Source organism: Achromobacter pulmonis, from assembly GCF_021733725.1.
Classification (GTDB): domain Bacteria; phylum Pseudomonadota; class Gammaproteobacteria; order Burkholderiales; family Burkholderiaceae_B; genus Achromobacter; species Achromobacter pulmonis.
Map to the genome: position 1 here is coordinate 901,185 of NZ_JAIFOT010000001.1, position 25,450 is coordinate 926,634.

General features: G+C 66.5%; 23 protein-coding genes. 8 read left to right on the forward strand and 15 right to left on the reverse strand.

What is annotated here, in order from left to right; all coding sequences use genetic code 11:
- Positions 1-48 precede the first annotated feature (48 nt).
- A complete protein-coding gene (locus K2W61_RS04075) occupies positions 49-924 on the forward strand; it encodes an inositol monophosphatase family protein (protein WP_175134792.1) in 876 nt (291 codons plus the stop codon).
- Positions 925-944: 20 nt separating this feature from the next.
- On the opposite strand, the gene K2W61_RS04080 is transcribed toward K2W61_RS04075, so the two are convergent.
- Entirely contained in the window at positions 945-2,645 is a 1,701-nt protein-coding gene (locus tag K2W61_RS04080) for an AMP-binding protein (RefSeq protein WP_175134791.1), read from the reverse strand.
- 76 nt (positions 2,646-2,721) lie between these two features.
- On the opposite strand from K2W61_RS04080, the gene K2W61_RS04085 reads away from it, so the two are divergent.
- Entirely contained in the window at positions 2,722-3,918 is a 1,197-nt protein-coding gene (locus K2W61_RS04085; protein ID WP_236755102.1) for a M20 aminoacylase family protein, read from the forward strand.
- A 69-nt stretch (positions 3,919-3,987) separates the two neighbouring features.
- Here the strand turns inward: K2W61_RS04085 and K2W61_RS04090 are convergent, their stop codons facing one another.
- A complete protein-coding gene (locus K2W61_RS04090) occupies positions 3,988-4,884 on the reverse strand; it encodes a LysR family transcriptional regulator (protein ID WP_175134821.1) in 897 nt (298 codons plus the stop codon).
- 144 nt (positions 4,885-5,028) lie between these two features.
- On the opposite strand from K2W61_RS04090, the gene K2W61_RS04095 reads away from it, so the two are divergent.
- The 4 genes from K2W61_RS04095 to pagP all read left to right on the forward strand — a co-directional run bounded on the left by K2W61_RS04095 (position 5,029) and on the right by pagP (position 8,797).
- On the forward strand, positions 5,029-6,114 hold the full coding sequence (locus K2W61_RS04095; RefSeq protein WP_175141797.1) for a YeiH family protein: 1,086 nt from the start codon (positions 5,029-5,031) through the stop codon (positions 6,112-6,114).
- A 103-nt stretch (positions 6,115-6,217) separates the two neighbouring features.
- Positions 6,218-6,628: an acyl-CoA thioesterase gene (locus K2W61_RS04100; RefSeq protein ID WP_175134789.1), complete on the forward strand. Its 411-nt coding sequence runs from the start codon at positions 6,218-6,220 to the stop codon at positions 6,626-6,628.
- A gap of 10 nt (positions 6,629-6,638) precedes the next feature.
- Entirely contained in the window at positions 6,639-8,111 is a 1,473-nt protein-coding gene (gene mgtE, locus K2W61_RS04105; protein WP_175134788.1) for a magnesium transporter, read from the forward strand.
- A 131-nt stretch (positions 8,112-8,242) separates the two neighbouring features.
- On the forward strand, positions 8,243-8,797 hold the full coding sequence (pagP, locus tag K2W61_RS04110; protein WP_236755103.1) for a lipid IV(A) palmitoyltransferase PagP: 555 nt from the start codon (positions 8,243-8,245) through the stop codon (positions 8,795-8,797).
- A gap of 24 nt (positions 8,798-8,821) precedes the next feature.
- On the opposite strand, the gene K2W61_RS04115 is transcribed toward pagP, so the two are convergent.
- The 3 genes from K2W61_RS04115 to K2W61_RS04125 all read right to left on the reverse strand — a co-directional run bounded on the left by K2W61_RS04115 (position 8,822) and on the right by K2W61_RS04125 (position 11,036).
- Entirely contained in the window at positions 8,822-9,433 is a 612-nt protein-coding gene (locus K2W61_RS04115) for a gamma-glutamylcyclotransferase (protein WP_175134786.1), read from the reverse strand.
- 227 nt (positions 9,434-9,660) lie between these two features.
- Positions 9,661-10,119 (reverse strand): Lrp/AsnC family transcriptional regulator, encoded by a 459-nt coding sequence (locus K2W61_RS04120; protein ID WP_105555509.1) that lies wholly within the window; start codon positions 10,117-10,119, stop codon positions 9,661-9,663.
- 137 nt (positions 10,120-10,256) lie between these two features.
- Positions 10,257-11,036, reverse strand: coding sequence for an SDR family oxidoreductase (locus tag K2W61_RS04125; protein ID WP_236755104.1), 780 nt, complete (start codon positions 11,034-11,036; stop codon positions 10,257-10,259).
- 165 nt (positions 11,037-11,201) lie between these two features.
- Between K2W61_RS04125 and K2W61_RS04130 the strand changes: the two genes are divergently transcribed.
- On the forward strand, positions 11,202-11,738 hold the full coding sequence (locus K2W61_RS04130; RefSeq protein ID WP_175134784.1) for a cysteine dioxygenase family protein: 537 nt from the start codon (positions 11,202-11,204) through the stop codon (positions 11,736-11,738).
- A 69-nt stretch (positions 11,739-11,807) separates the two neighbouring features.
- Here K2W61_RS04130 and K2W61_RS04135 read toward each other — a convergent pair whose 3' ends face one another.
- From K2W61_RS04135 to K2W61_RS04160, 6 genes are all read right to left on the reverse strand, one after another.
- Positions 11,808-13,502, reverse strand: a complete 1,695-nt coding sequence (locus K2W61_RS04135; RefSeq protein WP_175141800.1) for a thiamine pyrophosphate-binding protein — start codon at positions 13,500-13,502, stop codon at positions 11,808-11,810.
- Between the two features lie 59 nt (positions 13,503-13,561).
- Positions 13,562-14,551 carry a tripartite tricarboxylate transporter substrate binding protein gene (locus K2W61_RS04140; protein WP_175134782.1) on the reverse strand — a complete coding sequence of 330 codons (990 nt, stop codon included), beginning with the start codon at positions 14,549-14,551 and terminating at the stop codon, positions 13,562-13,564.
- Positions 14,548-15,291 carry a GntR family transcriptional regulator gene (locus tag K2W61_RS04145; RefSeq protein ID WP_175141801.1) on the reverse strand — a complete coding sequence of 248 codons (744 nt, stop codon included), beginning with the start codon at positions 15,289-15,291 and terminating at the stop codon, positions 14,548-14,550. Before K2W61_RS04145 ends, K2W61_RS04140 begins: the two co-directional genes overlap by 4 nt.
- Positions 15,292-15,494: 203 nt before the next feature.
- Positions 15,495-16,217 carry a VOC family protein gene (locus K2W61_RS04150; RefSeq protein ID WP_175134780.1) on the reverse strand — a complete coding sequence of 241 codons (723 nt, stop codon included), beginning with the start codon at positions 16,215-16,217 and terminating at the stop codon, positions 15,495-15,497.
- 12 nt (positions 16,218-16,229) lie between these two features.
- Complete coding sequence (gene secA / locus K2W61_RS04155; protein WP_175134779.1) at positions 16,230-18,965, reverse strand: preprotein translocase subunit SecA; 2,736 nt, start codon at positions 18,963-18,965, stop codon at positions 16,230-16,232.
- A 174-nt stretch (positions 18,966-19,139) separates the two neighbouring features.
- On the reverse strand, positions 19,140-20,123 hold the full coding sequence (locus K2W61_RS04160; protein ID WP_236756945.1) for a M23 family metallopeptidase: 984 nt from the start codon (positions 20,121-20,123) through the stop codon (positions 19,140-19,142).
- A 127-nt stretch (positions 20,124-20,250) separates the two neighbouring features.
- On the opposite strand from K2W61_RS04160, the gene K2W61_RS04165 reads away from it, so the two are divergent.
- On the forward strand, positions 20,251-20,658 hold the full coding sequence (locus K2W61_RS04165) for a flagellar hook-length control protein FliK (protein WP_175134778.1): 408 nt from the start codon (positions 20,251-20,253) through the stop codon (positions 20,656-20,658).
- A gap of 196 nt (positions 20,659-20,854) precedes the next feature.
- Here the strand turns inward: K2W61_RS04165 and lpxC are convergent, their stop codons facing one another.
- The 4 genes from lpxC to K2W61_RS04185 form a co-directional block, all read right to left on the reverse strand.
- On the reverse strand, positions 20,855-21,778 hold the full coding sequence (lpxC, locus tag K2W61_RS04170) for a UDP-3-O-acyl-N-acetylglucosamine deacetylase (RefSeq protein WP_175134777.1): 924 nt from the start codon (positions 21,776-21,778) through the stop codon (positions 20,855-20,857).
- Between the two features lie 239 nt (positions 21,779-22,017).
- Positions 22,018-23,202: a cell division protein FtsZ gene (gene ftsZ / locus K2W61_RS04175; protein ID WP_020925134.1), complete on the reverse strand. Its 1,185-nt coding sequence runs from the start codon at positions 23,200-23,202 to the stop codon at positions 22,018-22,020.
- Between the two features lie 190 nt (positions 23,203-23,392).
- Positions 23,393-24,619: a cell division protein FtsA gene (gene ftsA, locus K2W61_RS04180; RefSeq protein WP_006217473.1), complete on the reverse strand. Its 1,227-nt coding sequence runs from the start codon at positions 24,617-24,619 to the stop codon at positions 23,393-23,395.
- Between the two features lie 4 nt (positions 24,620-24,623).
- Positions 24,624-25,448 (reverse strand): cell division protein FtsQ/DivIB, encoded by an 825-nt coding sequence (locus K2W61_RS04185; RefSeq protein WP_236755105.1) that lies wholly within the window; start codon positions 25,446-25,448, stop codon positions 24,624-24,626.
- Between the last annotated feature and the right edge of the window lie 2 nt (positions 25,449-25,450).

The window sequence follows — 25,450 nt, forward strand, 5'->3', positions numbered from 1 at the left end:
TGGCTCTCCGCAACGGTTTTGACGCATGCCTGGGCTTACACTGGTTTCATGGAAACCTATGATCCGCCCCGCTCGCTGACCTCGCCCATCGACCTGTGCGCGGCGCTCGACGCCGCGGTCACTGCAGCCCATGCCGGCGCGGCCATCCTGCAATCCTACGCGCATCACCGCGCCGATCTCGTGATCGATCGCAAGGCGCGCAACGATCTGGTGTCGCAAGCCGACCGCGAGGCCGAAGCCGCCATCATCGACGAATTGCAGACGCGCACGCCGCAGTTCGGCATCGTCGCCGAGGAAACCGGCGGCCAGGCGCAGGGCGCGGCCACTTGGTACATCGATCCGCTGGACGGCACCACCAATTTCCTGCACGACATCCCGCACTATGCGGTGTCGATCGCGCTGATCGCGCATGCCGGCACCGCCATCTCGGCCAACGAACGCTTGGCGCGGGACATGCCGGTGGCCGGCGTGGTCTACGATCCCTGCCGCGAGGAATTGTTCACCGCGGTGTATGGCCTGGGCGCGTGGCTCAATGGCCGCCGCATCACCTGCTCGCGCACCCGCACGCTCGACGACGCGGTGCTCGCCACGGGCTTCCCATTCCGCGATTTCTCCTTCGCCAGCCAGTACATGCCGATGCTGCACGACGCCATCAACCGGGCGCGCGGCGTGCGGCGCATGGGCGCGGCCGCGCTCGATCTGGCCTGGACCGCCTGCGGCCGCTACGACGGCTATTGGGAAATGGGCCTGGCGCCCTGGGACGTGGCCGCCGGCACGCTGATCGTGCGCGAGGCGGGCGGCGCCTGCAGCGATATGCACCAGCGGGATTCCTGGCCCATCGGCGGGCGCGTGGTGGCCGGCAACCCGGACATCGAACGCGCCCTGCATGGGATGATCGCGCCGCACCTGGACCCGCCGGGCTGACGCCCGGCGGCCCCGTGGCGTCAGGCCGCCTGCCCCTGTGGCGCGGCGGCCTCGGCGCCGGGCCGCAATTCACGCCGCAGGATCTTGCCGACGTTGCTCTTGGGCAATTCGTCGCGGAACTCCACGAAGCGCGGCCGTTTGTAGCCGGTCAGCTTGTCCTTGCACCATTGCTGCACCTGCGCCTCGGTCAGCGACGGGTCTTTCTTCACCACGAACACCTTGACCGCCTCGCCCGAATGCTCGTCCGGCACGCCGATGGCCGCGCATTCGAGCACGCCAGGCATCTGCGACACCGCCGCCTCCACCTCGTTCGGATAGACCTTGAAGCCTGACACCGTGATCATGTCCTTCTTGCGGTCGACGATGCGCGTGTAGCCCTTGTCGTCCATGATGCCGATATCGCCGGTGCGGAAGAAGCCGTCGGCCGTCATGACGTGGCGCGTCTCCTCGGGCTTCTGCCAGTAGCCGGCCATGACCTGCGGTCCGCGAATGCTGACCTCGCCACGCTCGCCCAATGGCACCTCGTTGCCGGCGTCGTCCAGGATGGCGACATACGTGGACGGCAACGGCAGGCCGATGGAACCGGAATAGGCCGTGGCGTCGCACGGATTGACCGTGGCCACCGGCGAGGTCTCCGACAACCCGTAGCCTTCGATCAGGGGCCGCCCGGTGATCTTCAGCCAGCGCTCGGCCACCGCCTGCTGCACCGCCATGCCGCCCCCCAGGGCCAGGCGCAGCCCCGAGAAATCCAGCCTGGCGAAATCCTCGTTGTGCACCAGCGCGTTGAACAGCGTATTGACGCCGGGAAACACATTAATGGGCGTCTTGCGCCAGGCCTGGACCAGTGATGGTTGGTCGCGCGGATTGATGATCAGCACGTTGCGCATGCCCGCATACATGCCATACAGGCCGCAGACCGTCATGGCGAACACGTGGTACAGCGGCAAGGCACTGAGCACAGTGATCTGGCGGTCGGTCATGTCGCGCAGCGCGGGCGCCGCCACCGCCTCCATCTGCTTCACATTGGCGGTGAGGTTGCGATGCGTCAGCATGGCGCCCTTGGGCACCCCGGTAGTGCCGCCCGTGTATTGCAGCACCGCCAGATCGTCCATCGAAATGGCCGGGGCGGTGAACGGCAGGCCGGCTCCTTTGGCCAGCACCTTCGGCAGCATCAGCGCGCCATCGATATGCCAGGGGGGCACCATCTTCTTGATGTAGCGCGCCGCCAGGTTCACCAGCGGCGCCTTCAGGCCGCCCAGCAGGTCGCCCGGCCCGGTCACCACGACGTGCCTGAGCTGACCGCGCTCGGACACGTTCTGCAGGGTATGGGCGAAATTCTCAAGAATGACGATGACCGCCGCGCCGCTGTCGAGCAACTGCCGCTGCAATTCCTCGGTGGTGTACAGCGGGTTGACATTGACCACCGCATGACCGGCCCGCAAGGTACCCAGCAGGGCCACCAGATAGGCCGGCACGTTGGGCATCATCAGCGCGACCCGCGATCCTTTGGGCAGGTCCAGACTCTGCAACCAGCCGGCGAACGCGCGGCCGTGCGCATCCAGTTGCGCATAGGTGATGTCGCTGCCCATGGCGGTGCAGGCGACGCGCCCGGCATATTGCTTGCAGGCCCGGTCCAGCAGGTCGGTAAGCGATGCGTACTCGTCGATGGAGATATCGGCGGGAACCCCCTGCGGGTAATGGGCAAGCCACGGGCGAGTCATGGTGTTTGTCTCCATTAAATTGGCTTTTGATTGATGATAACCTTGTTGCGTTCCCAAATTCCGCCCGAAGCTTCCCATGAAACTGCTCGATCCCATCGTCGCCTGGCGCGACGAGATCTCCCAGATCCGGCGCGATATCCACGCGCACCCCGAATTGGCGTTCGAGGAATTCCGTACCGCCGACGTGGTCGCGGCCAAGCTCGAGGAATGGGACATTGAAATCCACCGTGGCCTCGGCGGCACCGGCGTGGTCGGCATCATCCGCGGCAACCGGCCGGGCGAACGCGCGGTCGGCCTGCGTGCCGACATGGATGCGCTGCCCATGCAGGAAGCCAACACATTCGCCCACGCCAGCCAGCACGCCGGCAAGATGCACGCCTGCGGCCACGACGGCCATACCGCCATGCTGCTGGCGGCGGCGCGCTACCTGTCGCAGCACCGCGATTTCGCCGGCACGGTCTATGTCATCTTCCAGCCCGCGGAGGAAGGCGGCGGCGGCGCCAAGCGCATGATCGACGACGGCCTGTTCACCCGCTTTCCCATGGAAGCGGTATTCGGCATGCACAACTGGCCCGGCATGGCACCCGGCCAGTTCGGCGTGACCGCCGGCCCCATCATGGCCTCCAGCAACGAGTTTTCCATCGTCATCAAGGGCAAGGGCACGCATGCCGGCATGCCCAACCTGGGCATCGATCCGGTCATGGCGGCGGTGCAGATGGCACAGTCGCTGCAGACCATCATCACGCGCAACCGCAATCCGCTCGACGCCGCGGTGCTCAGCATCACCCAGATCCACGCCGGCAGCGCCGACAACGTGGTGCCCAACCACGCCGAACTGCGCGGCACGGTGCGCACCTTCACGCTGGACGTGCTGGACCTGATCGAACGCCGCATGGAAGAGATCGCGCGCCACACCTGCGCGGCGATGGACTGCGAAGTGGAATTCACGTTCCAGCGCAATTACCCGCCCACCATCAACCATCCGGAAGAAGCGGCTTTCTGTGCCGAGGTCATGCGCGACATCGTCGGCGACGACAAGGTCAACGACCATGTCCAGCCCACCATGGGCGCCGAGGACTTCGCCTTCATGCTGCAGGAGCTGCCGGGGTGCTACGTCTGGATCGGCAATGGCGTGGGCGACCACCGCGCCGCAGGCCATGGCCTCGGTCCGTGCATGCTGCATAACGGCAGCTATGACTTCAACGATGAACTGCTGCCGCTGGGCGGCACCTACTGGGTGCAACTGGCGCTCAAGCGCCTGGCCAAGCCCTGAGGCCGCGCTCCCCGCGCGCTGGCGGCCAACGTCCGGCCCGCGCGCGGCGCCCCGGAAGCGCGGCCGGCCCTAGCCTTCCGCCGGCCCGTTCCGTACCGCCTGGCACATGGCCAGGAAGCGCTGGGTGGCGCGAGCGGCGGCGTCGGCATGCGGCACCAGAATGCTCAAAGTGCGCGTCAGGGGCCGTGGCAACAACCGCAACGCCGCCAGCGCGCCATCCTCGTGCCGCATCGACATGGCCGAGACAAAACCCACGCCCAGCCCGGCCCGCACCGCCTGCTTCACGCCCTCCACCCCGGCCAGTTCCAGCCCCACCGACGGCGCCAGGCCGGCGTCGGCGAAGGCGCGCTCGACCAGCCGCCGCACGCCCGACCCGGGCTCGCGCATCACCAGCGCCGAGGCCGCCAGGTCCCGCAATGTCACCGCGCCCTTGCCCGCCAAGGCATGATCGGCGCGCACGATCGCCACCACCTCGTCCTGGCGCCAGGCATGCACGGCGGTATCGGCGGGCAGACCCGCGGGCACGTCGCCTTCGATGAAGGCCAGATCCAGCGCCGGCAGGCGTTCGACGATTTCACGGGTATTGCCATCGGACAGGTGCAGGCTGACGGCGGGAAAGGCGTGGCGGAAATCCGCCACCAGCCCGGGCAGGAGATAACTGGCCGGCGTGGTGCTGGCCCCCAGGCGCAACACCCCGGTTTCCAGGCCGCGCCAGGACTCCCGCACCGCCTGCGCCTGGCGGTACACCTGGCGCAACTGGCGCGCCTGCTCAGCCAAACGCTCGCCCGCCTCGGTCAGCGCGATGCCATGGCCGCTGCGGCGATACAGTGGTTCGCCAAACCATTCCTGCAACGCCCGCAATTGGCCCGAGACCGCGGGCTGCGACAGGTGCAGTTGCTGCGCCGCGCGGCTGATATTGCCGGCGTCGGCCACGGTGGCGAAGGTTAGCAATTGGTCCGGGGTCATGGGCACGGGCGGCGTGCCACGGCGACGTGGCGGCACCTAACTATCAGAATTCCCGATATTTCATATCAAAAATGAAAATTTTCCAAATAACGGGCCTGAAATTATTATTTCGTCTAGTTATTTAGATATGCAGAAAGGCCCGCCATGAGCACTGCCACCACCACCGCCCCCCAACCTGCCGCTCCCACTGCGGCGCCCGCCGCCACGGCCGCCGCCACGCCCTGGCGCGACAAGCTCAACGGAGTCCTGTTCGTCGGCCTCATGTCGGCGGCGGTCATGCAACTGGCGGACCTGCCCGCCATCCGCCAGCTGGGCTTTTCGCCGTTGGTGGTGGGCATCGTCTGCGGCATGCTGTATGGCAACTTCCTGCGCGGCACCATGCCGGTCGACTGGGGCGTGGGCGTCAACTTCACTGCGCGCCGCTTGCTGCGTATCGCGGTGGCTTTTTATGGGCTGAACATCAGCATTCAGCAAATCGCTGCCGTCGGCCTGCCGGGCCTGGCGGTGTCGGTGGCGGTGGTGGTGGGCACGCTGCTGCTCGGCACCTGGGTCGGCCAGCGCATGCTGGGGCTGGACCGCGATACCGCCATGCTGACCGCCGCCGGCAGCGCCATCTGTGGCGCGGCCGCGGTGCTGGCATTCGAGCCGACCCTGCGGGCGCAGCCGCACAAGAGCGCCGTGGCGGTGGCCACCGTGGTGCTGTTCGGCACCCTGTCGATGTTCCTGTATCCGGTGCTGTACCACGCGGGCTGGCTGCATTTCGACACCCAGGCCCTGGGCATCTACATCGGCGGCACCATCCACGAAGTCGCGCAGGTCGTCGGAGCGGCCAGCAACATCGACCCCGCCACCACGGAAGTCGCCACCATCGTCAAGATGACCCGGGTCGCGCTGCTGGTGCCGGTACTGCTGGTGCTCGGCCTGTATCTGCGCAGCGCCGCCAGCCACGCCGGCGGCGGCGCCAAGGGCGCCAAGCTGCCGATCCCCTGGTTCGCGGTCGGCTTCCTGGCCCTGGCCATCATCAATTCGCTCAACATCATTCCGGCCGACGCCGTCGCCGCGATCCGCCGCCTGGATGTCTTCGCCCTGACCATGGCCATGACCGCGCTGGGCATCGAGACCCGCTTCGCCAACATCCGCAAGGCCGGTCCCCGCGTGATGGCGTTGGGCCTGATCCTCTACGCGTGGCTGCTGGTCGGCGGCTACGGCATCGTCAAGCTGGCCTCCTGATCCGCGCCCGCTGCCACGAAGCGCGCCAACGTGGCGCCGGCTCGCGCCGGCGCCACGTTTTTCCTGCATAATCGGCTGGTTGCCTTGCATTGGAGCCGGCCGCATGACCTCCAGCACCCAAACCCCCTTCACGACCCTGCCCGCCAATCGCGAGGCGGTATTGCGCGTCATGCCGATGCCCGCGGACGCCAACATCCATGGGGACGTCTTCGGCGGCTGGATCATGTCCCAGGTCGACATCGCCGGATCCATCCCGGCCGCCCGCCGCGCCGCCGGCCGGGTCGCCACCGTCGCCGTCAACGCCTTCCAGTTCAAGCAGCCCGTGTTCGTGGGTGACCTGCTCAGTTTCTACGCCGCCATCGTCAAGACCGGCACCACGTCCGTCACCGTCTCGGTCGAGGTCTACGCGGAACGCCAGCGCCTGGACGCCGAGGTGGTCAAGGTCACCGAGGCCACGCTGACCTACGTCGCCACCGACGAAGCACGGCGCAGCCGCCCTCTCCCCATTCTTTGAGTCGTAACGCATGACGCAGTCCGCCGCCGCGCAGAAACCGCCCGCGACGCCCCGCCGCCTCGACCCGGAAGACGCGCAGCACGCCCTGGCCGAAGTCCAGGAATGCCTGCGCCGCCAGCAACTGGTCGCCGACCTGGTGCACCGCCAGGAAGAAGGCGATTCCAAGGCCAACCTGGTCGAGGACCTGGTGCACCGCCAGCACGAGGCGGAACTCAAGACGCTGCTGGACGGCCTGCATCCCGCGGACATCGCTTTCATCCTGGAATCGCTGCCCAAGGACGAGCGCCAGGCCATCTGGAAACTGGTCAGCCCCGAGCACGATGCCGACGTGCTGCTCGAGGTCGAGGACTGGGTGCGGGAATCGCTGATCGAAGCGATGGACCGCCAGGACCTGGTGGCAGCCACCGGCAACATGGACGCCGACGAACTGGCGGACCTGGCTCCCGACCTGCCGCCGGACGTCGTGGCCGAAGTGCAGAAGGGCCTGACCGAGGAAGAACGGGCGCAGTTGCTGGAAGCCATGGGCTATCCGGAAGACAGCGTCGGCGCCATCATGGACTTCGAAATGGTCCGGGTGCGCGAGGACGTCACGCTCGAGGTGGTGCTGCGCTACCTGCGCCGCCTGCACGAGTTGCCCGACCACACCGACCAGATCTTCGTGGTCGACCGCCAGGACAAGCTGCAGGGCATCCTGCCGCTGTCGCGCCTGCTGGTCAGCGAGCCCGAGACCGAGGTGCGCGCCGTCATGAACTCCGATTTCCTGACGCTCAACCCGCTCGACTCGGACGCTGACGCCGCCGGCGCATTCGAACGCTACGACCTGGTCTCGGCGCCCGTGATGGACGACCAGGGCCGCCTGATCGGCCGCGTCACCATCGCCGACGTGGTCGACGTGATGCGCGAGGACTCGCAGGAACAGGCCCTGTCGCGCGCCGGTCTGCAGGAAGAAGACATCTTCGCGCCGGTCAGCACCGCGCTGCGCAACCGCGCCCCGTGGCTGCTGTTCAACCTCTGTACCGCCGCCACGGCCTCGTTCGTGGCTTCGCAATTCGAGGGCACCGTCAGCCAGATCGTGATCCTGGCGTTCCTGATGTCGATCGTCGCCGGCATCGGCGGCAACTCGGGCAACCAGACCATGACGCTGATCATCCGCGCCCTGGCCATGGGCCGCATCACCGGCCGCAACCTGTGGCAGCTGGTCAAGCGCGAATTGCTCGTGACCCTGATGGTGGGCCTGTGCGGCAGCCTGGTGGCGGCCCTGTTCGCCTGGGCCATCTCGCACTCGATCTCGATCGCGCTGGTCATGATGGCGGCCATGGTCTGCAACATGCTCGTCGGCGCCTCGGTGGGCGTGCTGGTGCCGATGGTGCGGGCCCGGTTCGGCAAGGACCCGGCCATGGGATCGTCGGTGCTGCTGACCTTCGCCACCGACTCGCTGGGCTTTTTCATCTTCCTCGGCCTGGCGACGATTTTCCTGCTGTAGCGCCTCAACAACGGATGTGGCCACGATTGTTTCATGGCACATCCAGGGTCCCGTGTTGACAGCGGCATGACAGTAAAAAGATCGGCAGCTCCGTTACAGTAACGGGGTTGTCATCATTTTCTGTCCCTACAATGACCGCCAAATTCCGGGCAGCGCTTTTCTGCCTGCTGCTCTCGACCTTCAGCGCCGCCGCGCACGCCTGCGACAACCTGCCTTCCTGGGCCCAGTCCGCCTGTCAACGCCTCGACCAGATCTGGACCGAAGGCGGCAACGACCTCTACTTCAGTGGCTATTCATGGCACAACCGCGCCATGTACAGCCGTGAAAAGATCAACAGCTTCAACGAGCTGGCCTGGGGCGGTGGCTATGGCCGCAGCATCTACGACGAAGACGGCGACTGGCAGGGCCTGTACGCCATGGCTTTCCTGGACTCGCACAGCAAGGTCGAACCCATCGCCGGCTATGGCTTCCTGAAAATCGGGCGGGTCGGCGAAAACTTCCGACTGGGCGCCGGCTATACGGTCTTCCTGACCGCGCGCCACGACATCATGAGCTACGTGCCCTTCCCTGGCGTGCTGCCGCTGGTCTCGGCCGGCTACAAGGACACCATGCTCTACGCCACCTACATCCCCGGCTCGCGCGGCGCCGGCAACGTGCTGTTCATGTTCGGCCGCTGGGCCTTCTGACACCCGGGCCGGCCGACGCCGGCCTCAGCAGGGCTGCAAGCCGAGCCGGCGCACCAGCTCACCCAGGCGCCAGTCGTCGATGCCATGGGCGCGTAGCGCCTTCTCGGTTTCCACCACATAGTCCAGGCACGGCCCCGAATGCCCGACCGCGTTGCGCACCGACGCCAGCAGGCGGTCATCGGTCAGGCCGGCGGCGTATTCCTGGCAAGCGCGGTTGAGCAGGAACACCAAGGCCCGCACCGGCGCCGGCTCGGTATGGCAAGCCAGCCAGCGCGGCGTATAGGCGCCGGTGACCATCTCGCGGCGCCATAGCGCCTCGAACACCGCCGGCACATCGTTGGCCGCGATCTGGTAGGCCACGCCACGGCAGCAACCGCCGCGGTCCAGGCCGAACACCAGCCCGGGATTGTCGGGCGACCCGCGATGGTCATGCGACCACAGGCACAGCGAGCGGTGGTAGCCGCGCACCGTGGCCAGGCGCCGTTCGCGCCAGGCAAACCCGGGATGCCAGATCAGGGACCCGTAGGCGAACAGCCACAGGTCGTCAGTGCCATTCCATCCAGCCAAAAGCGCGTCCGCCGACGCGGCGTGCGTCTGCGCCGATCCGGCACAGCCGGCGGGTACTGCCAACGACATAGGGTCCTCTGGTATCGCGGGTTCATTCCATCAGGAATGCCGGATATCCTACGCCGCCTGCCGCGCAAAAGCATTGCGAGATAGGCCGCGAGCAACACGCCGAAAGAAATTTGTATTCGCCGCAAGCGGCTGCCGGAGAAAAAAAATTGCGCCCATGCCGTCCGCGCCCTTCTTCCCGGCGGGCAAGCGGCACACCGGAAGCGGCGGCGCTCCGGGCCCGCAGGCCGCTAGACCGCGTCCAGCGGCAACTCCGTGGTGCTCTTGATGACTTCCATCGAGAAACTGGCGCTGACGTCCAGCAGGTCCACCGCCCCGATCAGGCGGCGGTAGAAGCGGTCATAGGCCGCCATGTCCTCGACCACGACCTTGAGCAGGTAATCGATATCGCCCGCCATGCGGTGGAACTCGACCACGTTGGGCAACGCCATGACGGCATTGATCAGGCTCTGGGTCCATTTCTCATTGTGCTGGCTGGTCTTGATGGACACGAACACGGTCAGGTTCAGTCCCAGTGCGCGCGGGTCCAGCAGGATGGCGTTGCGGGCAATGACCCCATCGTCCTTGAGCTTCTGGATGCGGCGCCAGCATGGCGTGACGGACAGGTTGACCTGTTCGGCGATCTCGGCGACCGAGCAGGTGGCATCCTTCTGCAGCAACGCCAGGATCTTGATGTCCGTCTGGTCCATGGAGGTTCCTCAAGCGATATCGGCGCCATCTTGCCCTGCCGTCCCGTCGGCGTCCAGCCGCGGAACACCCTAGGGATATATCGAGGCTCGGCCGCACATCGCGCCGCGGGGCCGAGCGGCCGGCGCCGCCGGCGGCGTCAGTAAGTGCCCGGGTAGCCGCCGCCGTCGATCAGGATGTTCTGCGCCGTCATGTAACCCGCCTGCGCCGAGCAGACGTAAGCGCACAGCGCCCCCAGCTCTTCAGGCTGGCCATAGCGGCCAGCCGGATTGGCGCGGCCGCGCTCGTCCCACAGCTGCTCGAAGGTCTTGCCGCCCTGCTCCAGCATGCCGCGGATGTGGCGCGCCTGCGCGTCGGTCGCGAACGCCCCCGGCAAGAGATTATTGATGGTCACATTGTGGCGCACGGTCTGCCGCGCCAGGCCGCTGACAAAGCCAATCAATCCGGCGCGCGCGCCGTTGGACAGCCCCAGTTCGGCATGCGGCGCCTTGACACTGCGCGACACGATGTTGACGATGCGCCCGAAGCGCCGCTCGATCATGCCATCGAGCACCCGCCGGATCATGTCGATCGGCCCCAGCATCATCGCGTCCAGCGCCGCGACCCAGTCTTCGTGCGACCAATCGCGGAAATCGCCCGGCAGCGGACCGTCGGCATTGTTCACCAGGATGTCGGGATGCGGGCAGGCGGCCAGCGCGGCGTCACGGCCCTGCGGCTGGGTCAGATCGGCCGAGACCCAGCCCACGCCAATGCCCGCCGCCTGCGAGATTTCGGTCGCGGCCTGTTCCAGCGTCTGCGGATTGCGGGCGGCGATCGTGACCGCCACCCCCTCGCGCGCCAATTGCAGCGCACACGCCCGGCCCATGCCGCGACTGCCGCCGAATACCAATGCCGTCTTGCCGCTGATCCCAAGATCCATGCCCGACCCTCCAGAGTGGTACCAAGAAGCGAATCAGTATAGGAGCGCTGGCGGGCGGCAGGGGTGGAATTTTTTTCTAAACATTGGCACAGGGCGGGCCGATTTGGCAAAGGTATTCCAGCGCGAATCCCTAAGATGAAGGCTTGTCACTCAGGGCGTACCGCCATGTCCCCCCTCCCACTCGCCACCGCCAACCTGCGCTCGCTGTGTGAATCGGTGCAGGCCGCCCAGATGAACGCCGCGCGCGCCCTGCTGCACGAGCTGGCCGCCAGTGTCGCCAATGCCGGCGACATGCTGCGCGCCCTGCCCGACGCGCTGCGCGCGGGCCACCCCGACCGCTACACCCGCCACATCGCCTACGCCGATCCGCACGGCGCCTTCACCATCGCCTACCTGATCTGGCGCCCGGGACAATTCAGTCCAGTCCACGGCCACAAGACCTGGTGCACCTACCAGGTCTTGCAGGGCGAGCTGACCGAAACCCACTACCGCTGGGACCCGAACGCCGGTGCCGCTGTGACGTGTGGCGAAGTCCGCCGCCGTCCGGGCGATATCGTCACCGCCACCCCGGGGCTGCGCCAGATCCACCGGCTCGGCAATGCCGGCCCCGGCATCGCGGTATCCCTGCACCTGTATGGCGTCGACCAGGCCGACCTCTGTACCGGCGTCAACCATCTGGTGCCGACGCTCGCGCCGCACTGAACACCGCCGCCAGCGCCATGAACAAAGCGGGGCCACCCCTGGCCCCGCTTTGTTCTGCCCGTCCGCTGGTCAGCCCATCCACTGGCTGACCGGCGCAGCGGCGTCCTGCAGCGGCTGCGCCACCACGTCGATCAGCGCCGGCCCGTCATGCTCCATGGCCGCCTTGATCGCCGCGTCCAGCTTGGCCGGGTCCTCGACCCGCCACGCCTTCACGCCATAGGCTTCGGCGATGCGGGCGTGGTCGGTGCGGTCGAAGTCCACGCTGTAGTAGCGCTTGTCGTAGCCGGCCTTCTGGCTGGCCTTGATCCAGCCATAGACCGAATTCGAGAACACCACCATCAGCAACGGCGCCTTATGGCGCACGATGGTCTCCAGCTCGCCGACCGTGAAACCGAAGCTGCCGTCGCCCATGACCGAGACGCACTTGGCGTTCGGCCGGCCGACCCACGCCCCCAGCGCCGCCGACATCGAGAAACCCAATGCGCCATGGGCACGGTTGGTGATGAAGTGGCGGCCCGGTCGTGACACGTCGTAATAAGCCGAGAAATACGGGCATGGCGTGCCCGGGTCGGCGCACACCACGGCGTCATCGGGCAACAGGCGGTTGAGCGACTGCACCACGCGCTCGGGACGGATCGGCGTGTCCAGGCTGCTGGCCAACGGCTCCAGCTGCGCGCGGCGCGCGGCCTTGGCGCGGCCGGCCAGCACCGCGCCGTCGGCCGCGTCGGCGGGCCGATGCGCCAGACGCGCCTGCACTTCGGCGCCCAGCGCCTGCAAGGCCAGCTTGGCGTCGCCCACCATGCCCACTTCCGTCAGGTAGTTGGCGCCGATCACCATCGGGTCGATATCGATGTGCAGGATCGGCACGTCGCGGTTCGGGAAGCGCCAATGTTCGGTCGAGGTCGACCCGGCCCGGCAGCCGACGAACAACACCACATCGGCCGCGGCCACCACATCGCGCGTTGCCATCACGCCGCCGTTGGAGCCGACCACGCCGGCGTTGAGCGGGTGGGTATCCGCCAGGCTGCCCTGCCCGCTGACGGTCACGCAGACCGCCGCCTTCAGGCTTTCGGCCAGTTCCTGCAAGGCGCCGCAGGCGCCGGCGATCACCACGCCGCCACCGCAGATGATCACGGGGGCGCGCGCGCCCACCAGCCGCTGCGCGGCGCGCGCCACGTCGGCCGGATCCGGCGCGTAGCGCAGCGACGGGAATTGCGCGTGTTCGGGCTGGGCCCAGACGTCGGCGGCATCCACCTGCTGCTTCATGACGTCATAGGGAAAGCACAGGTGCGCCGCGCCGGGCTTGCCGGTGGTCATGGCGCGGAAAGCCGCGCGCACCATGCCGGGGATCTGGTCGGCGCGGTCGATGGTGCGGTTCCACTTGGTCAGCGGCCGGTACAGCGCTTCCTGATCCAGCTCGGTCAGCGGATACTTGCCGCGCGAGCCCACCGCCACATCGGAGGTGATGCCCAGCACCGGGATGGACGACTCGTTGGCCTCCACCAGTCCCGGCAACAAGTAGGTCGCGCCGCCGCCGCTCGGGCCTTCGCACACGCCAACCTTGCCGGTCACGCGGGCATAGGCGTCGGCCATGTAGCCGGCGCTGCGCTCGTCCCGGGTCAGGATGTGCCGCATGCCGTGATCGAGCCGGCAGAGCGCGTCGTAGAACGGCAGGCTGGTATCGCCACAAAGACCGAAAATGTGTTTGACGCCGTTGTGTTGCAGCATCCGCACCATTGCTTCGGCGCCGGTCAAGGTATCCATGTCTTCTCCATGCGGTATGCGGATCGGGCGGCGCCCCGCGGCGCCGCGCCCCAGACCGCTCAGTTATCCAGATTGATGTTGTTGCGCTTGATGAATTGGCTCCAGCGGTTGTATTCCGCCTTCACGTAGGCATCCAGCGCCGGGCCGTTCGACGCCACAATCTCGAAGCCCGCCTCTTCCAGTTTCTTCTTGACCTCGGGATCGGCCAGCACCGTATTGAAGGCCTGCGTCAGTTTCTTGATGGTCGCCTCCGGCGTACCCTTGGGCGCGAACATGCCGCTCCACGAATAGGCAACGAATCCGGGGAAACCGGACTCGGCAACCGTCGGCACGTTGGGCAGGTCCGGCAGGCGCTTGTCGCCGGCCACGGCCAGCGGCTTGATCTTGCCGGCCTGGATCTGGCCACGCAGCGCCGCGAAGCTCAGCCAGGTCATGTTGGCCTGGCCACCCACCACCGCCTGGATCGCCGGACCGCCGCCGCCGTACGGCACGTGCAGCAACTCGACTTTCGACAGGCGCTTGAGTTCTTCGGGCGCCAGGTGATTCAGCGACCCCACGCCGGTGGAGGCATAGTTGAATTTGTTGGGCGGCTGCTTGGCCGCGGCCGCCAGGAATTCCTTCAGGTTGTCGCCCGGCACGCTCGGGTTGGCGCCCAGCACCAGCGGAAAGCGCACGGTCTGCGTGATCGCGACGAAGTCCTTGAAGGTGTCGTACGGCAGCTTCGGTTTCACCGCCGGATTGATGCCGTGGTTGTCGAAGCTCACCAGCAGCGTGCTGCCATCGGGCTCGGCCCGGGCCACGAAAGCGGTGGCGATCTGGCTGGCGGCGCCCGGACGGTTTTCCACCACCACGGCACGGCCGCCCAATTCCTTCGACAGCCGCGGCTGCATGATGCGGGCCAGGATGTCGGTGCTGCCGCCCGGCGGATAGGGCACCACCAGGACCAGCGGCTTTTCCTCCGCATGGGCGGGCGCGGCGCCGAATCCGCCCCCCAGCGCGGCCAGCGCGCAGACGGCCGCGAGGGCGCGCCGGATCGTTGAATGGTTCATGAGTTTTCCCCTGATGTTGTGGTGTTGGCCGGCATTACCGAAGCGGGTTCGGCCTGGTCCCGCATGTAAATCGTGGAAAAGCCGGTGCGGATGACGTCCGTGATCTGGTCCAGCCGCCTGCCGATATGGCTGCGCATCATGTCCGGCAGCACATCGATGTCGCGCCGCTCAAGCGCCTCGACGATACGCATGTGCTCGCCCTGGGTATGGCTGCGGCGCCCCTGCTGCATGTCGATCCAACGCACGAAGTGGATGCGCGCGTTGACGCTTTCCAGCGCGCGCACGAATTCGTCGTTGCGCGTATGGCGCGCCAGCATCAGGTGAAATGCCTCGTCCAGTTCCAGCAGGCGGGTCGCATCGCTGTCCTCGGGCACATCGCGCGAACGTTCGACGAAGGCACGCAATGCCACCAGTTCCTCATCGCTGGCGCGCTCGCAGGCCGCGCGCACGATGCCGGCCTCGAGCACCGCACGGTACTCGTAAAGACTGTGGATCTGCTTGGCATCCAGCAACCGGGCGATAAAGCCGCGGTTCACCGAGCGCGTCAGAAATCCCTCCACCATCAACTGGTTGAGCACCTCGCGCAGGGGCGTGCGACTGACATTCAAGCGCCGCGCCAATTCCACTTCGTTGATGCGCTCGCCCGGCTTGAACTCGAAGCTGACCGCCATCGCCTTGACAGCGCTGTACAACTCGGCCTGGCCGGCCATGGTGCGGGCCGCGGGTCGGGATTGTGTCATAGAGGGATGGGCCGCCAGGACGGGGGGAAAGGATATGAAGTGCATACTAAAGTGCATACACTTTGCTTCGCAACCCGGGTTTGCCCGCAACGCGCGCGGCAACGCTGCGCCCCTGTTCGACAAAGGGCGTGAAATGGAATCAAAGCGGAGACGGCGGATGGCGCGCCGCGCCACACAGGCGCGGGTCGCGTCAGACGCCGGGTTCAGACGCCGGTATCGAGGGTGTAGTGGGCGCCGTCGCGGTTTTCCAGCGTCAACGTCGCCAGCGTGGGCACGACGGCCGCGGGATCTTCCCGCACGTGGATCCGCAGGTTGGCCAGGGGCACGTCCCAGCCGCCGCCGGCCGCGGCCTCGGCCGTGACGCCGGCCACCAGGGCCAGACGCTCCGCCACCTGCCGCGGCTGGGCGGCGCGGGCGTCGATGCGATACAAGCCGCGGGCGCCATTGGGGTGGGCCATCAGCGCAGGCGACCAGACACACTCGGGCGTCAGGTGGCGGCAGAAATACATGCGGATGCCGGGCAGCGGCTGCTCGGCGAAACGCACGGTGTGGAAACGGGCCTGCACTTCCTGGCCGTCCAGCATGGCGGGACGCGACAATTCCTGCATCGGATTGACGGCGAAGCCGGCGGCGAGCAGACGCTCGCGCGTGGCCTCGGCGTCGTAGGTGCGGAACACCAGCGCCTCGAGCCCGAAGGGCGAATCGGCAATTTCCTTGCGCGCCGGTGGCGCGCCGGGCGGCCAGCCCAGCAGTTCGACGTATGTGCCTTCGAGCACGATCAGGCGATTGCACGAACCGAGGTTGTGCACGGCCTTGTCGCTCAGGTGAAAGCCCTGGCGCTCGAAGTGCGGCGCCAGCGCGTCGAGCCGGTCGCGCACCATGACCACGGCGTGGTCGAACTCGGTCTGGCCGACGGCATGCAGCATGGCGTTATCCGCTCAGACCAGCTTGCCGTGGCACTGCTTGTACTTCTTGCCGCTGCCGCACGGGCAGGGATCGTTGCGCCCCACCTTGGGCATCACGTTGCGCACCGGCTGGGCGCCAGAGTCGTCGGCTGCCTGGGCCAATGCCTCGTCGTAGTCCGAATGGTGGTATTGCACGTTCTGCACATGCGACTGGGCCGCCTCGGCCTCGGCCTGCTCGACCTGCTCGGACGACTGCACGCGCACCGTCATCAGCACGCGCACCACATCGTCGCGGATGCGGTCCAGCATGCCCGAGAACAATTCGAAGGCCTCGCGCTTGTATTCCTGCTTGGGATTCTTCTGCGCATAGCCACGCAGATGGATGCCCTGGCGCAGGTAGTCCAGCGCCGACAGGTGCTCGCGCCAGTGCGTGTCGATCGCCTGCAGCATGATCGAACGCTCGAACTGCGACCACGATTCCACGCCGACCTGGTCGACCTTGCCCTGGTAGACGCCGCGCGCCGCCGCGACCACGCGCTCGCGCAGGTCTTCGTCGGTCAGGTTCGCTTCCTTCTCGAGCATCTCGACCAGCGGCAAGTGAACTTGCCAATCGGCCTCGAGCGCCTTCTGCAGCGCGGGGATATCCCACTGCTCTTCCACCGACTCGGGCGGCACGTAGGTGTTGAACAGCTCGACCACGGCGGCGTCGCGCAGGTTCTCGACCATGGGACCGACGCTCGCCGCTTCCAGCACTTCGTTGCGCTGCGTGTACAGCACCTTGCGCTGGTCGTTGGCGACGTCGTCATATTCCAGCAATTGCTTGCGGATGTCGAAGTTGCGGCCTTCCACCTTGCGCTGCGCGGTCTCGATGGAGCGCGTCACCATGCCGGCCTCGATCGGCTCGCCCTCGGGCAGCTTGAGGCGCTCCATGATGGCGCGCACACGATCGCCGGCGAAGATGCGCATCAGCGAATCTTCCAGCGACAGGTAGAAACGCGACGAGCCCGGATCGCCCTGGCGGCCAGCACGGCCGCGCAGCTGGTTGTCGATACGGCGCGATTCATGGCGTTCGGTGCCGATGATGCGCAGGCCGCCGGCGGCCTTGACCTGATCGTTGAGCGGCTTCCAGTCGGCACGCACCTTCTCGATGCGCGCGGTCTTCTCGTCCTCGGACAGCGCCTCGTCGGCGCGGATCAGGTCGACCTGCTTGTCGACGCTGCCGCCCAGCACGATGTCAGTGCCGCGGCCCGCCATGTTGGTGGCGATGGTGATGTGGCCCGGCTTGCCGGCTTCGGCGACGATCTCGGCTTCGCGCGCATGCTGCTTGGCGTTCAGCACTTCGTGCGGCAGCTTGGCCTTTTTCAGCAGGCCCGACAGCAGCTCCGAGTTCTCGATGCTGGTGGTGCCCACCAGCACCGGCTGGCCGCGCTCGTGGCAGTCGCGGATGTCCTCGAGGATGGCGTTGTACTTTTCCGCGTCGGTCTTGAACACCTGGTCGTTCTGGTCCTTGCGGACCATGGGCTTGTTGGTCGGGATGATGACCGTTTCAAGCCCGTAGATCTCCTGGAACTCGTACGCTTCCGTATCGGCCGTGCCGGTCATGCCGGACAGCTTCTCGTACATGCGGAAGTAGTTCTGGAAGGTGATCGAGGCCAGCGTCTGGTTCTCGTGCTGGATCTTCACGCCTTCCTTGGCCTCGACCGCCTGGTGCAGGCCGTCGGACCAGCGGCGGCCCACCATCAGGCGGCCCGTGAATTCATCGACGATGATGACTTCGCCGTCCTGCACCACGTACTGCTGGTCGCGGAAGAACAGCGTGTTGGCGCGCAGCGCCACCATCAGGTGGTGCATCAGCGCGATGTGGCGCGGGTCGTACAGCGACTCGCCCTCGGGCAGGATGCCCAGGCGCGCCAGGATGCCTTCGGCGTTGACGTGGCCGGCTTCCGACAGGTAGACCTGCTGGCTTTTTTCGTCGACCCAGTAGTCGCCCTCGGGTTCCGGCTCCTGCGGCTTGGGCTCGCTGGCCATGCGGGTCAGCAGCGGCGGCACCGCGTTCATGCGGATGTAGAGTTCGGTATGGTCTTCGGCTTGGCCGGAGATGATCAGCGGCGTGCGCGCCTCGTCGATCAGGATCGAGTCCACTTCGTCGACAATGGCGTAGAACAGGCCGCGCTGGCGCCGGTCCTCAACACGGTATTCCATGTTGTCGCGCAGGTAGTCGAAACCGAATTCGTTGTTGGTGCCGTAGGTGATGTCGGCGGCGTAGGCGGCCTTCTTTTCCTCGTTCGGCTGCTGCGGCACCACCACGCCCGTGGTCAGGCCCAGGAAGTGATAAAGGCGGCCCATCCATTCGGCGTCGCGGCGGGCCAGGTAGTCGTTCACCGTGACCACGTGCACGCCCTTGCCGGCGATCGCGTTCAGGTAGACCGGCAGGGTCGCCATCAGCGTCTTGCCTTCCCCCGTGCGCATTTCGGCGATCTTGCCGCTGTGCAGCGCGATACCGCCCAGCATCTGGACGTCGAAGTGGCGCATGCCGAACACCCGCTTGCCGGCTTCACGCACGACAGCGAAGGCTTCGGGCAGCAGCTCGTCGAGCGACGTGCCCTGCGCGTGGCGGGCGCGGAATTCCGCGGTCTTGGCCGCCAGTTCCGCATCGGAAAGCGCGGAGATCTTGGGCTCCAGCCCATTGATCTGGGTTACCAGCTTGCGATACTGCTTAAGCAGCCGGTCGTTGCGGCTGCCTATGAGTTTTTTGAGCAGAGAAACCATGCGTATGTCGGCCGCACGAGTCCCGCCGCACCCGCAAGGGGCAAAGGACGGCGTCGCCCGTGACTTGATTTATTGGTTGAGCGGGGGTCCCGCTGGGAAACGAACCAGTTTAACGCACCTGGCGCGTTATAGCCTGATCCTATGGCCAGGTGGCACTGTAGCCCGGATCGCGCATCAGCGCGCGGCGCTGCTGGCGCCGGCTTGCGCCAGCGTCGGCGGAGCGTTCTGCTGTGCCCCCAGGAACAGGCGCGGATCGAGCGGCTGGCCGGCCAGGCGCACCTCGAAATGCAGGTGCGGTCCGGTGGAGCGGCCGGACGAGCCGACCCGCGCCACCGGCTGGCCGCGCTCGACCAACTGCCCCTGCTTGACCAGCAGGGACGAGGCGTGGGCGTAACGCGTAATCAGGCCGTCGCCATGATCGATTTCGACCATGTTGCCGTAGCCCGGATGGAATTTGGCTTCCAGCACCACGCCGCCCGATGCCGCCAGGATCGGCGTGCCCGGCGGCGCGGCGAAGTCCAGCCCTTCGTGCATCGCCGGCCGCCCGGTGACCGGGTTGCGGCGCCAGCCATAGGAGGAACTGAGATAGGGATAGTCGGTGATCGGCATCGCCGTCGGCATGCGCGCCTGGTCGGCGGAACGCCGCGTCAGCGCCGCGTCCAGCAGCTTGAGGTTATCGCTCTGCAGCGCCAGCCGCTCCTGGATCTCGTCCAACTGGCGGCCCAGGGCCTCGGCTGAAGTGGCGCCGGCCGGCGCGCCTTCGGTGAGCAGATCATCCATTACCTGCGTGGCTTCAGGCGCTTGCGACGTATCGACCGGCGCCCCGGCCAACTGCCTGGCCACTTCGGGGTCGGTATAGGCCACGCCCGCGACTTTCGCCACCCGCTGGCCCAGGCCGTCGATGCTGGCCAGCTTGGCCTGCAGCGCCCCGACCTTGGCGGCCAGCAGGTTCATGTTGCCGCGCAGGAAATCCGCATCGCGCCCCGGTTGCTCGGCCAACGGCCACCCGACGGTGCGTACCGCGGGCAGCATAGGCGTAATGTAGCGCTGGAGGGCCGCGCCGAAGATGGCGGCCGTGATCAGCGCGCCCCCGAGAAACAACGCCAGGCGCGCGCCTCCCAGGGTGAAATGCCCGTCCTGCCCATCGCGGGCGTGCATAATCACGATTTTCAAGGTTTGCTTCCTAATTCTCAGAGCCGGGATGAATAGACCTACTTCATACCGCCAACGTTCCAGTTCCAGCCGGCGAAGGGAAAATACCGCCCTGGGATGGCTGGGTCATGACATGCGGGGCGCCGGGGTACTGGCGACCGCCCGCAAGCACTTGCAAATCCAATATGCGGTGGCGGCGATCCTGCCCGCCCCGCTGGGTTCCGTCTGCCAGGTAGGCAAGCTGGAAAACCAGCGCCTTCAACTGGTGGTGCCCAGTGCCGCGCACGCGGCGAAGATGCGTCAATTGGCCCCGCGCATCGCGCAGGCCTTGGCGAACCAAGGCTGGAACCTTAACGAAATTGCGGTCAAGGTACAAGCCGGCCTGCCCAAGCCCGGCACCCGCAAGCCGCTGCCGCCCAAAGAGGCGCAGCCGCTGGGAGAGGCCGCGCTGGGCGCCTTCGAGACCCTGCACGACAACCTGCGCCCCGGCCCGCTGGCCGACGCGGTCGCCAAGCTATTGAAGCACCACAAGAGTAGCTGAAGATCGCCGGGCTCGCCTGGATGCCGCCCCTTCGGATGGCCGCCATGGCCGGATTGCCGGACGGGATGACCGCCGCGGCCTGCGCCAGGCGGTGCCGCCGGCGCGTACGGATCAGGCCTGTCGGCGCCGTCCAATGAAAATGGCCGGTGTGCCGGGGACGGACCCCGGCACACCGGCCATCAGTGGCAAACCGGCCTCAGGCCAGTTGCCATTCGTGCCGGAACGCCTGCGGCGCCTCGGCTTGCGATTCGTAGGTCACCAACTCCCAGGCATCGCGCTGCTGCAGCAGCGCGCGCGCCAGCTGGTTGTTCAGGCCGTGGCCCGACTTGCACGCCACGTAGCGCGCCACCAGGGGCTTGCCCAACAGATACAGGTCGCCGATGGCGTCCAGGATCTTGTGCTTCACGAATTCGTCGTCATAGCGCAGGCCATCGCTGTTCAGCACCCGGTATTCATCCATCACGATGGCGTTGTCCAGGCTGCCGCCACGGGCCAGGCCCATCGAGCGCAGCGCCTCGACTTCGTTGACGAAGCCGAAGGTGCGGGCGCGCGCGATCTCGCGCACGTACGAATGGGTGGCGAAGTCGATTTCAGCGAAATTCGCGGTCGAGTCGATAGCCGGGTGGCGGAAGTCGATCGAGAAGGCCAGCGCGTACCCTTCATGGGGTTCAAGCCTGGCCCACTTCTCGTTGCGGCCTTCGCCCTCGCGCACTTCCACCGTCTTCAACACGCGGATGAACTGCTTGGGCGCGTTCTGCTCGACAATGCCCGCCGAGCGCAACAGGTACACGAAGGTTGCCGCACTGCCGTCCATGATGGGGACTTCTTCGGCAGTGAGGTCGATATGCAGATTGTCGATGCCCAGGCCGGCCAGCGCCGACATGAGATGTTCCACCGTCGACACGCGGACGTTGCCCTGTTGCAGCACCGATGCCATGCGCGTATCGCCCACGCCCATGGCCTGCGCCGGCAAGTCTACGACTTCGGGCAGGTCGACGCGGTGGAACACGATGCCTGTATTGGGCGCCGCCGGACGCAGGGTGAGCTCGACCCGCCGTCCGGAGTGGACGCCGACGCCTGTCGTGCGGACGAGATTCTGGATGCTGCGCTGTCGGAACATGAGACTAAGGTATTTAGGGCCAGGAAGCCGTCAAGATGACAAGAAATTGCCGGCATAACCGTCGTATTGTAACTCTGTCCGGTTCTCAACGCCATCAAGGCGTCTGGACCGACCGATAAGACTGTCCCCGATTCAAGCGATACAAACGAAACACGGACCGCTCCGCCTCCGGCTTGCCTGCGGGGACAGGCAAGCCGGAGATGAGGGAGTGCATGGGAGCCTGAAACCAGGCCCCAGGTTCAATCCGCCTGCTTGCGCAGGAACGCCGGGATGTCGAAGTGATCCATGCCCGAGCTTTCCAGCGCGCGCACCTGGGCCGACGCCTGGCTGCGCGGATTGCGCATCACCGACGGCATGTCCAGATTGCGGTAGTCGCCCTGGCCGGCGGCCGGCATCGTGCCCATGGGCAGGTTGTCGGTGCCGGTGCGCAGCGCCTCGGCGGTGTTCTGCACCAGTTGCGGACGCGCCTGCGCACGGCCCAGGCCGGTCGCAACCACCGTCACGCGCAGGTTTTCACCCATCGATTCGTCGTAGGCGGTGCCGAAGATCACGGTGGCGTCGTCCGAAGCGTAGCTGCGGATCGTTTCCATGATTTCGCGCGTTTCGCGCATCTTCAGCGAGCGGCTGGCGGTGATGTTGACCAGCACGCCGCGCGCGCCGTTCAGATCCACGCCTTCCAGCAGCGGGCAGGCAATGGCGTGCTCGGCGGCGACGCGGGCGCGGTCAGCGCCCGATGCCGATGCCGTGCCCATCATGGCCTGGCCCTGCTCGCCCATGATCGTCTTGACGTCTTCGAAGTCGACGTTGACGTTGCCTTCGACGTTGATGATTTCGGCGATACCCGCGCAGGCGTTGTGCAGGATATCGTCGGCCGAACGGAAGCAGTCTTCCTGCGTCGCGTCCTCGTCCATCAGCTCATACAGGTTCTCGTTGAGCACCACGATGAGCGAATGCACGTGCTTGGCCAGTTCGGCGATGCCGTCCTCGGCCATCTTCAGGCGCTTGTTGCCTTCGAACGAGAAGGGCTTGGTGACCACGCCCACCGTCAGAATGCCCAGCTCCTTGGCGACTTCGGCCACGACCGGGCCCGCGCCCGTGCCGGTGCCGCCGCCCATGCCGGCAGTGATGAAGACCATGTGCGCGCCGTTCAGGGCGGCACGGATCTCTTCACGCGCGGTTTCGGCCGACGCGCGGCCTTGCTCGGGCTTGGCGCCCGCGCCCAGGCCGGTGCGGCCCAGGCGGATCTGCACCGGGGCGTTGGTCGCCGCCAGCGCCTGCGCATCGGTGTTGGCGCAGATGAAGTCCACGCCATGCACGCCGCTGCGAATCATGTGCGCGACGGCATTGCCGCCCGCACCGCCCACACCAACGACCTTGATTACGGTCCCTTTGGTGTTGTTCTCAAGCATCTCAAAGTTCATCATGATGACTCCCTCACAAGTCCGATTTTGCAAATCACAAAAATTCCCCAACAACCTATATTTTGTGAATCGCCTCAAAGCCGAAGCCGACTGCTTTGGTCCGCAACGGGTTTGAGACGCCTCCCCTTTCTGGCCCGGCCCGCCTTACCGCTGCGAATCGTGCCAAGGAGCAGGCCCCAACCTGCCCCCCTCTTCAATTCATGAACCATTCCTTCATGCGCGCCAACAGGCTCTTGAAATTGCCGGTCTGCGCGGCGACCTTGCGGCCGCGCACGCGCTGCATGCGCGCTTCCTGCAACAGCCCCATCACGGTCGAAAAACGCGGGTTGCGCATCACATCCGCCAGGCTGCCTTCGTACTCGGGCACCGCCACACGCACCGGCTTGAGGAACACGTCCTCGGCCAGTTCGATCATGCCGGGCAATTGCGCCGAGCCACCGGTCAGCACCACGCCGGAAGCCAGCAGGTCCTCGTAGCCGGAGTCGCGCACCACCTGCTGCACCAGCGTGAACAGCTCTTCCACGCGCGGCTCGATCACCGCGCCCAGCGCTTGGCGCTTGACCTGGCGCGGACCGCGGTCGCCCAGGCCCGGCACTTCCACCGATTCGTCGGGGCTGGCCAGCACCTGCTTGGCCACGCCATAGCGCAGCTTGATTTCCTCGGCATCGGGCGTCGGCGTGCGCAGCATGGCCGCAATGTCATTGGTGATCTGGTCGCCGGCGATCGGCAGCACGGCGGTGTGGCGGATCGCGCCGCCAGTGAAGATCGCCACGTCGGTGGTGCCGCCGCCGATGTCCACCAGGACCACGCCCAGCTCCTTCTCGTCGGCGGTCAGCACGGCCAGGCTCGAGGCCAGCGGTTGCAGGATCAGGTCCTGCACTTCCAGGCCGCAGCGGCGCACGCACTTGACGATGTTCTGCGCCGCGCTGACCGCGCCGGTCACGATGTGCACGCGCACTTCCAGGCGCAGGCCGCTCATGCCAATGGGTTCGCGGATATCTTCCTGTCCATCGACAATGAATTCCTGCGTCAGCACGTGCAGCACCTGCTGGTCGGTCGGGATGTTCACCGCCTTGGCGGTCTCGATGACGCGGGCGACATCGGTGGCGGTGACTTCCTTGTCCTTCACGGCGACCATGCCGCTGGAATTGAAGCTGCGGATATGGCTGCCGGCGATGCCGGTGTAGACGTCGCGGATCTTGCAATCCGCCATCAGCTCGGCTTCTTCAAGCGCGCGCTGAATCGAATTCACGGTGGTCTCGATATTGACGACCACGCCCTTGCGCATGCCGCGCGACTCGTGCTGGCCGAGACCGAGCACTTCGAATCGCCCTTCGGGCAGGATTTCAGCCACCACAGCCACCACCTTGCTGGTGCCGATATCGAGGGCGACGATAAGGTCCTTGATGTCACGGGTCATGGCGTTAGCGTTTCTTGGGAGGTTTCGGTGTGGATTTGGGTTTGTTTGCCGACGCGGGCAACGGGGCCAGCGCCAGGGCGAAACCATTGGGATAGCGCAGGTCGGCCTGCGTGATGGTGCGCCCTTCCAGGCGCCCCGCCACGGCGGGCCAGGCCTGCACAAAACGTTGAATGCGCGCCGCGAACGGCAGCGCGCCGGGCAGACCATGCGGATCCGGCGCGTCGGCGCCCGGATCGCGGCCCAGGTCCAGCAGCATGCCGTTGGACAGCACCACGCGCCAGGCATAGCGCGGACTGAGCTCCAGCTGCTTGACGTGCATATCGAGCGGCGCGAACCAGCGCGCCAGCTCGGCGTAGCGTTGCACCACCAGCGACTCGGTGCCCTCGGGGCCGGAGAACTGCGGCAACACTGTCTCGTCGTCCACCTCGCCCGTGTTGGCCGTGAACGCCTCGCCCCAGGTGTTGATCATCTGGTTCTCGTTCCACAGCGCGAGCGGCTGCTGCTCCTCGATGCGCACACGCAGCACGTTGGGCCAGATCCGCCGCACGGTGGCGTGGCGCACCCAGGGCACCGACTCGAAGATCTCGCGCGCCTCGTTCAGGTCCACCGTGAAGAAATTGCCCTTGAAGCGGCCGACGATCGCCGCGCGCACCGCGCCCGGCGAGACATAGTGCAACTCGGTATCCGGCATGGATTCCAGTTCGATCGCCGACAAGGTGAAATACGGCCGTTGCACCACCCACACCACGCCCGCGACGAGCATGGCGCAGACCGCCAGCACGGCTAGCGTGTTGGCGATCAGGTTGGTAGTGCGAGCGTCGTTCCACACAG

Bases quoted from the DNA above. Each gene is read 5' to 3' on its own strand.
- K2W61_RS04075 (WP_175134792.1), top strand. From the start codon at position 49: ATGGAAACCTATGATCCGCCCCGCTCGCTGACCTCGCCCATCGACCTG.
- K2W61_RS04080 (WP_175134791.1), bottom strand. From the start codon at position 2,645: ATGACTCGCCCGTGGCTTGCCCATTACCCGCAGGGGGTTCCCGCCGAT.
- K2W61_RS04085 (WP_236755102.1), top strand. From the start codon at position 2,722: ATGAAACTGCTCGATCCCATCGTCGCCTGGCGCGACGAGATCTCCCAG.
- K2W61_RS04090 (WP_175134821.1), bottom strand. From the start codon at position 4,884: ATGACCCCGGACCAATTGCTAACCTTCGCCACCGTGGCCGACGCCGGC.
- K2W61_RS04095 (WP_175141797.1), top strand. From the start codon at position 5,029: ATGAGCACTGCCACCACCACCGCCCCCCAACCTGCCGCTCCCACTGCG.
- K2W61_RS04100 (WP_175134789.1), top strand. From the start codon at position 6,218: ATGACCTCCAGCACCCAAACCCCCTTCACGACCCTGCCCGCCAATCGC.
- mgtE (WP_175134788.1), top strand. From the start codon at position 6,639: ATGACGCAGTCCGCCGCCGCGCAGAAACCGCCCGCGACGCCCCGCCGC.
- pagP (WP_236755103.1), top strand. From the start codon at position 8,243: ATGACCGCCAAATTCCGGGCAGCGCTTTTCTGCCTGCTGCTCTCGACC.
- K2W61_RS04115 (WP_175134786.1), bottom strand. From the start codon at position 9,433: ATGTCGTTGGCAGTACCCGCCGGCTGTGCCGGATCGGCGCAGACGCAC.
- K2W61_RS04120 (WP_105555509.1), bottom strand. From the start codon at position 10,119: ATGGACCAGACGGACATCAAGATCCTGGCGTTGCTGCAGAAGGATGCC.
- K2W61_RS04125 (WP_236755104.1), bottom strand. From the start codon at position 11,036: ATGGATCTTGGGATCAGCGGCAAGACGGCATTGGTATTCGGCGGCAGT.
- K2W61_RS04130 (WP_175134784.1), top strand. From the start codon at position 11,202: ATGTCCCCCCTCCCACTCGCCACCGCCAACCTGCGCTCGCTGTGTGAA.
- K2W61_RS04135 (WP_175141800.1), bottom strand. From the start codon at position 13,502: ATGGATACCTTGACCGGCGCCGAAGCAATGGTGCGGATGCTGCAACAC.
- K2W61_RS04140 (WP_175134782.1), bottom strand. From the start codon at position 14,551: ATGAACCATTCAACGATCCGGCGCGCCCTCGCGGCCGTCTGCGCGCTG.
- K2W61_RS04145 (WP_175141801.1), bottom strand. From the start codon at position 15,291: ATGACACAATCCCGACCCGCGGCCCGCACCATGGCCGGCCAGGCCGAG.
- K2W61_RS04150 (WP_175134780.1), bottom strand. From the start codon at position 16,217: ATGCTGCATGCCGTCGGCCAGACCGAGTTCGACCACGCCGTGGTCATG.
- secA (WP_175134779.1), bottom strand. From the start codon at position 18,965: ATGGTTTCTCTGCTCAAAAAACTCATAGGCAGCCGCAACGACCGGCTG.
- K2W61_RS04160 (WP_236756945.1), bottom strand. From the start codon at position 20,123: ATGCACGCCCGCGATGGGCAGGACGGGCATTTCACCCTGGGAGGCGCG.
- K2W61_RS04165 (WP_175134778.1), top strand. From the start codon at position 20,251: ATGCGGGGCGCCGGGGTACTGGCGACCGCCCGCAAGCACTTGCAAATC.
- lpxC (WP_175134777.1), bottom strand. From the start codon at position 21,778: ATGTTCCGACAGCGCAGCATCCAGAATCTCGTCCGCACGACAGGCGTC.
- ftsZ (WP_020925134.1), bottom strand. From the start codon at position 23,202: ATGATGAACTTTGAGATGCTTGAGAACAACACCAAAGGGACCGTAATC.
- ftsA (WP_006217473.1), bottom strand. From the start codon at position 24,619: ATGACCCGTGACATCAAGGACCTTATCGTCGCCCTCGATATCGGCACC.